The 7,023-nt window shown below is 59.5% G+C and carries 6 protein-coding genes; all 6 read left to right on the top strand.

Annotation, left to right across the window (positions count from 1 at the left end):
* Positions 1-197: DUF3394 domain-containing protein (locus ACR0K4_RS21840; RefSeq protein WP_480855767.1), on the top strand; the 197-nt coding region annotated here is incomplete at its 5' end.
* A complete protein-coding gene (locus ACR0K4_RS21835; protein ID WP_480855766.1) occupies positions 194-643 on the top strand; it encodes a universal stress protein in 450 nt (149 codons plus the stop codon). The genes ACR0K4_RS21840 and ACR0K4_RS21835, both read left to right, overlap by 4 nt.
* A 78-nt stretch (positions 644-721) precedes the next feature.
* Positions 722-2,473 (top strand): gamma-glutamyltransferase, encoded by a 1,752-nt coding sequence (gene ggt / locus ACR0K4_RS21830; protein WP_480855765.1) that lies wholly within the window; start codon positions 722-724, stop codon positions 2,471-2,473.
* Between the two features lie 84 nt (positions 2,474-2,557).
* Positions 2,558-3,829, top strand: coding sequence for a type III PLP-dependent enzyme domain-containing protein (locus tag ACR0K4_RS21825; protein WP_480522150.1), 1,272 nt, complete (start codon positions 2,558-2,560; stop codon positions 3,827-3,829).
* 322 nt (positions 3,830-4,151) lie between these two features.
* On the top strand, positions 4,152-5,891 hold the full coding sequence (locus ACR0K4_RS21820; protein ID WP_480855764.1) for an ABC transporter substrate-binding protein: 1,740 nt from the start codon (positions 4,152-4,154) through the stop codon (positions 5,889-5,891).
* Positions 5,892-5,972: 81 nt separating this feature from the next.
* On the top strand, positions 5,973-7,022 hold the full coding sequence (locus ACR0K4_RS21815; protein ID WP_480522152.1) for an ABC transporter ATP-binding protein: 1,050 nt from the start codon (positions 5,973-5,975) through the stop codon (positions 7,020-7,022).
* The last annotated feature ends 1 nt before the right edge of the window (position 7,023 follow it).

Raw genomic sequence — 7,023 nt, 5'->3', positions numbered from 1 at the left:
GAACCCCGGTCTCGGACGAGCTGTCGAACTTCGACTACTACGCCGACGAGCCGGTCCGCATCACCACCGTACAGGCCCCCCAGAACCAGCCCCCCAAAGAGCTGATGTTCATCCCGGCGCTCCTGCTTCTGGGCTTCATCGCCTTCCTGCAAAAGGGCCGCGCCGCACGCACCACTGAACAAGAGGTAACACCATGAGCAAATCCGTCCTCTGCGCCGTGGATGCCGGAAAACCCGAAACCGACGCCGAAGTGCTACGGCAGGCGGGACGCCTTGCGGACCTTGACAATGCTCAGCTGGATGTCGTCACCGTACTGCCGGATTTTGGCGAGTCCTTTGTCGGCAGCTTTTTTGAGCCCGAACATCATGAACAAGCCGTCGCCAAAGCGCAGGACGCGCTTGAGGCACTGGGCAAGTCGGTTCTGGGCGACGCGCGCAACGCAAAAGTCCGCCACGTGGTGGCAACCGGCACGGCCTATCAGGAAATCCTGCACACGGCACAGGAAGCAGGCAGCGATCTGATTGTCATCGGCGCGCATCGGCCCGACCTCAAGGACTATCTTTTGGGTCCCAACGCAGCCCGCGTGGTCCGGCATTCCGAGGTATCGGTTTACGTGGTGCGCGCGGCCAAAGCAGGGGCATAGCACAAGCCCGATCAGGAAACAGAAAACCACAAGAGCAGAACGAACAGGAAAACCGTCAATCATCACCCGGAGGATTTAATGATGAGGACATTTCTAAGAACCAGCGCCGCGCTGGCCCTGGGGGTTGTCGCCGGCACAGCCAGCGCACAGGACCCCGCGCCGGAATATGGCTATGGGTGGGAGGATAAGGATTCGGTCACCGGTACCGAATTCATGGTCTCTGCCGCCAACCCGATTGCCGCCAAGGCCGGCTATGATGTGCTGGCCGCAGGCGGTACCGCTGCAGATGCGATGATCGCGGTACAGCTGATGCTGAACCTGGTCGAGCCACAATCGTCGGGCATCGGCGGTGGCGCGTTCATGCTGTATTGGGACGCCGAGTCCAAAACACTGACCACCTTTGATGCACGCGAGAAAGCCCCCGCCAAAGCCAAGCCCGAGCGCTTCCTTGACGCCGAAGGCGAGCGGATTCCGTTTGCCGAGGCGATCTCGGGCGGTCAGGCCGTGGGTGTACCCGGCATTCTGCGTCTGATGGAGGTGACACATAACCTCTATGGCAAGAAAGACTGGGCCTCGCTGTTCCAGTCGACCATCGAACAGGCCGAGAACGGGTTCGAAGTCTCGCCGCGTATGGCGAACTCGATCCAATCGACCATCGACCGCGAGCGTTATCTGGACGTCTTTCCCGGTGCCAAGGAATACTTCTTCAACGAAGATGGCAGCCCGCTGGCCGAAGGCACCCTGCTGAAGAACCCTGATTTCGCCGAGACCCTGCGTATTCTGGCCGATCAGGGCGCGAACGCCTTCTACCATGGCCCGATTGCCGAGGATATCGTCGCTGCGGTGGACTCGACGTCCAAGGTGGAAAACAACATCACGCTGGAAGATATGGCGGCCTATCGCGTCAAGGTCCGCCCTGCCGTCTGCGCCGATTATCGCGGCTATGATGTCTGCGGCATGGGCCCGCCGACCTCGGGTGGTCTGACCGTGGGTCAGATTTTGGGTATCCTGAACAACTTTGACCTCAAAGGCACTGGCTGGAACGCTGAACTGGCGCACCTCTATGCCGAAGCTGCCAAGTTGGCCTATGCCGACCGTGCACTTTACATGGCCGACAGCGATTTCGTTGACGTCCCGGTCAAAGGTCTGCTGGACAAGGACTACCTGAAGCTGCGCTCGGAAATGATCGATCCGGCTGCGGCCAGTGAAAAGCGCAAAGCGGGTGAGCCGCCGCGCGATCACACCGCGCTGTTTGCGCCCTCGCAGAACCCGGATCGTCCCGGCACCAGCCATATCGTGATCCGCGACCAGTACGGCAACGCGCTGTCGATGACCACAACCATCGAAACCTTCTTTGGCAGCCGTGTCTTTGTTCGGGGCTTCCTGCTGAACAACGAACTGACCGACTTTGACCGCGCGCCGAAGGATGGTGACCGTTGGGTGGCCAACCGGGTTGAAGGCGGCAAGCGTCCGCGCAGCTCGATGTCGCCGACCATCGTTATGAAGGACGATGAGCCCTATCTGCTGATCGGTTCGCCCGGTGGCAGCCGTATCATCAACTATGTGGCCAAGACCATCATCGCGATCCTCGACTGGGACATGGACCCGCAGGATGCCATCGAGACCGGCCATTTCGTGCACCGCAACGGATCCAGCATGGATGTGGAGCAGGAAACCGCAGCGGCTGATTTCGCCGAGGCACTGACCGCCAAGGGCCATGAGGTCAAGACCGTCGACCTGAACTCGGGCCTGCATGCGATCCTGATCAAGGATGGCCAGCTGATCGGGGCCGCCGATCCCCGCCGTGAAGGCGTGGCACTGGGGCAGTAACCCAGACAAACCAACTAACGGCGGCTCATCCGAGCCGCCGTTTTCATTTAAGGTACAGTGAATTCACCAGGACCGGAGCACACCATGAACCGAGAACACCAAATCCTGCAACACGCCATCGAAGACCGGCTTCTGGACAGTGAAAGCACTGTGATAGGCTTCATGGATCTGGACGGTCTGGCCAAATCCATCGACGATCTGATCGCCGCTTTCCCCGACAATTTCCAGCACACGTTTGCCGTCAAGGCGAACTCGCTGCGCCATGTGCTGATGACAATCGCGCATTGCGGCATCGGCGCCGAGGTCGCCAGCCCCGGAGAGCTGACCATGGCACAATCGGCGGGCTTCGATATCTCCAAGATCATCTTCGATTCCCCGGCCAAAACGATGGATGATCTGCGGCAATGCCTGAAACATTCCATTGCATTCAATCTGGACAATGAACAGGAACTGGAACGGGTCGCCGGGATGATCGAGGATTATCCCAATTCCGAGGCTATCATTGGCTTTCGTATCAATCCGCAGATCGGCTCGGGCGCGATTTCATCGACCAGTACGGCGACCAACACGTCGAAATTCGGCTATCCCATCGGGGACGCGGGAAATCGCGAGAAGCTGATTCAGTATTACCTCGACCATCCGTGGCTGACCTCGATCCACACCCATGCCGGATCACAGGGCTGCCCGCTGGAGCTGATGGCGCAGGGTATCGGAGAACTGGTGGCCGTGGCCGAAGAGATCAACACCCGCAAAGGCGAACAGCAGATCACCCGGTTGGATATCGGGGGCGGTTTGCCGGTCAACTTCGCCTCGCCCGAGGTCAAACCGACCTTCAAGGAATATTCCGACATCCTGCGGGAGGCTGTGCCGCTGTTGTTCACCGGAAAATACAGCGTGAAAACCGAGTTTGGCCGCGCAATCGCCGCCAAGAACGGCTTCATGGCGACCCGCGTGGAATACACCAAAAATGCCGGAGGGCGGCATATCGCGACCACCCATGCCGGTGCGCAGATTATGACGCGCACGGCCTTCCTGCCCGCTGCGTGGCCGATCCGGGTGGAAGGGTTTACACCGGACGGGGTGCTGAAGACCGAAGACAAGGTGCAGACCGACGTGGCCGGGCCCTGCTGTTTCGCGGCTGATCTGGTGGCCAAGGATGTGCTGATCCCGCGCCTTGATCCCAATGATTATGTGGCGATCTACGACACCGGCGCGTATTACTTCAGCAACCATTTCGACTATAACAGCCTGCCGCGCATCGCCGTCTATGGCGTCAGCACCAAGTCAGGCGAGCTGTCCATCGAACTGATCCGCCGCGCCGAAACGCTCAGCGAAGTCGTCTCGAATATGTCGTAAGGGTTCCGCGCCGGGTCTCTGAGAGCTCGCCCGAGCTGTCCCCCGTGACGTTGACCAGTGGGTCCTCAAGCCCGCTTAGAGCAACGTCACGGGACCCGTCTCTAGCGCCGGAATGCAACACGGATCGACGTGAAAAGTACACGGGGCGGCCAAATTACCCGTCCCGATTCCAAATAATATTGTCTGCAAGACTATATTTTATAATGAAAAATTCAGTATTTAGCCAATTACTAAAAAATTAGTTTGACAGCATAGCAAAAAATCGCTGATGCTGATCGTCATCCGGTCTGCGCCGGATCACATAATCTTTGGGAGGAGACAGATGCGGAGACATCTACTTTCCGCTGTGGCGGCGACTGCCGTCATTGCGGGGCACGGTTCTGCTTGGGCCGACGAAGCCGCAGCAACACGTTGGATCGACGACGAATTCCAGCCATCGACGCTGTCGAAAGACGAGCAGATGGGTGAGATGAAGTGGTTCATCGAAGCTGCACAACCCTATGCCGGCATGGAAATCAACGTCCTGTCCGAAGGTATCCCGACCCACTCCTACGAGTCCGAGGTGCTGACCAAGGCGTTCGAAGAAATTACCGGCATCAAGGTCAACCACCAGATCCTCGGTGAGGGCGAAGTGGTTCAGGCCGTTCAAACCCAGATGCAGACCGGCCGGAACCTGTATGACGGTTACGTCAATGACAGTGACCTGATCGGCACGCACTCACGCCTGCAACTGGCCTACAACCTGACTGAACAGATGGCAGGCGACTGGGCGGCGACCACATCGCCGACGCTGGATCTGGATGACTTCATGGGCATTCAGTTCACCACCGGCCCGGACGGCAACCTGTACCAGCTGCCCGACCAGCAATTCGCGAACCTTTACTGGTTCCGCAAGGACTGGTTTGACGATGAGGACAACAAAGCCGCGTTCAAAGAGAAGTTCGGCTATGACCTGGGTGTTCCAGTCAACTGGTCGGCCTACGAGGACATCGCTGAATTCTTTACCAATGACGTGAAAGAAGTCGATGGCGTCGCGATCTACGGCCACATGGACTACGGCAAGCGCGCACCTGACCTGGGTTGGCGTATGACTGACGCATGGCTCTCGATGGCTGGTGCCGGTGACGTGGGTGAGCCGAACGGTGTGCCCGTCGACGAATGGGGCATCCGCATGGAAGCGGGCACCTGTAACCCTGTTGGTGCATCCGTGTCGCGCGGTGGTGCGGCCAACGGTCCGGCTGCGGTCTATGCGATCCGCAAATGGGATGAGTGGCTGCGCAACTATGCGCCTCCGGGCGCGGCGTCTTATGACTTCTACCAATCGCTGCCGGCGCTTAGTCAGGGCAACGTGGCCCAGCAGATATTCTGGTACACCGCCTTTACCGCCGACATGGTGAAGCCGAAATCCGAAGGCAACAATACGGTTGATGACGAAGGCACGCCGCTTTGGCGGATGGCGCCCAGCCCGCATGGCCCCTATTGGGAAGAAGGCCAGAAGGTTGGCTATCAGGACGTGGGGTCTTGGACCTTCCTGAAATCCACACCTTCGGATCGCGCTCAGGCGGCATGGCTGTACGCTCAGTTTGTGACTTCGAAAACTGTCGATGTGAAGAAGTCCCATGTGGGTCTGACCTTCATCCGCGACAGTTCGGTCAACCACGAGTCCTTCACCGAACGCGCACCCAAGCTGGGTGGTCTGGTCGAGTTCTACCGCTCGCCTGATCGCGTCGCATGGTCGCCGACCGGCATCAACGTGCCGGATTATCCGAAGCTGGCCCAGATCTGGTGGCAGCAAATCGGTGACGTGAACTCGGGTGCCTTCACCCCGCAAGAGGCGATGGACCGTCTGGCCGAGGAAATGGACATCACAATGGCCCGTATGCAGGCCGCAGATGAGGCCGCCAACGTCTATGGTGGCTGTGGTCCGCGCCTGAACGAGCCTCAGGATGCCGCTTTCTGGCTGGAAAAAGAAGGCTCGCCCAAGGCCAAGCTGGAAAACGAAAAGCCGCAAGGCCAGACCGTCAACTATGACGAACTGGTTGCGCGCTGGCAGGCCAACTGAGCCAATGCAACCGGGGATGCCGTGCGCGGCATCCCCACCCTACGACCAGTGCGGTGCACTGAACGACCGGAATCCACGGACATGATCGAACTTCAAGATGCCACCAAACGGGTTGGCAATGTTATTCATATCAAGCCCACCAATCTGACGCTGCAGACCGGCCATTTCAATGTGCTGCTGGGCGCGACAGGATCGGGCAAGACATCGCTTATCAAGATGATGGCCGGGCTGGACCCGATCGCCTCGGGCAAGGTCCTGATGGATGGGCAGGACGTCACCAAGCTGAACACGCAAAAGCGGCAGATCAGCCTGGTACACCAGTTCTTCGTGAACTACCCACATATGACCGTATTCGACAACATTGCCTCACCGCTGCGCGTGGCAGGCATGGCGAAATCCGAGATCGAAGGCCGCGTCGAAGAGGCCGCCGACCTGCTGCAATTGCGCCCGATGTTGCACCGCCGACCGCATGAGTTGTCGGGCGGACAGCAGCAGCGCACAGCGCTGGCCCGGGCAATTGCCAAGGAAAGCCGCGCGGTGTTTCTGGACGAACCACTGGCCAACCTCGATTACAAATTGCGCGAGGAATTGCGCGAACAACTCCCCGACTTGTTTGCCGGGCGCGGTGCCGTGGTGGTCTATGCCACGTCCGAGCCCGAAGAAGCACTGCTGCTGGGGGGCTACACCGCACTTATGGAGGATGGACGTGTCACGCAGTTCGGCCCCACAGCAGACATCTATCGCAACCCCGAAAACATCGCTGCCGCGCGCGTCTTCTCGGACCCGCCAATCAACGTGGCGCGTATCACCGTTACCGGCGCGCAAGCGCAACTGGCGGGTGGCGGAGGCTGGGCTGTCTCGGACATGGCCGACGGAGATTACATGGTCGCCGTGCGCCCGCACCGGGTGACGCCGTTCCGCACCTCGGATGCGGATGTCGAACTGACGGGCCGCGTGATCGTGACCGAGCTGTCTGGCTCAGACTCCAGCGCGCATTTCCGGCATGGATCAGACGATTGGGTCTCGCTGGCGGCTGGCGTGCATCCCTATCAAGTCGGCGAAGATCACAGTTTCTACATGAACCCGGCCCATTGCCGGTATTTCGGCCAAGACGGCAAAAGGGTGGCCTGAC

This window comes from Ruegeria sp. K11 (assembly GCF_056531905.1).
The sequence above is the reverse complement of the archived record's forward strand: the minus strand, read 5'-3'. Positions and strand labels throughout refer to the sequence as shown.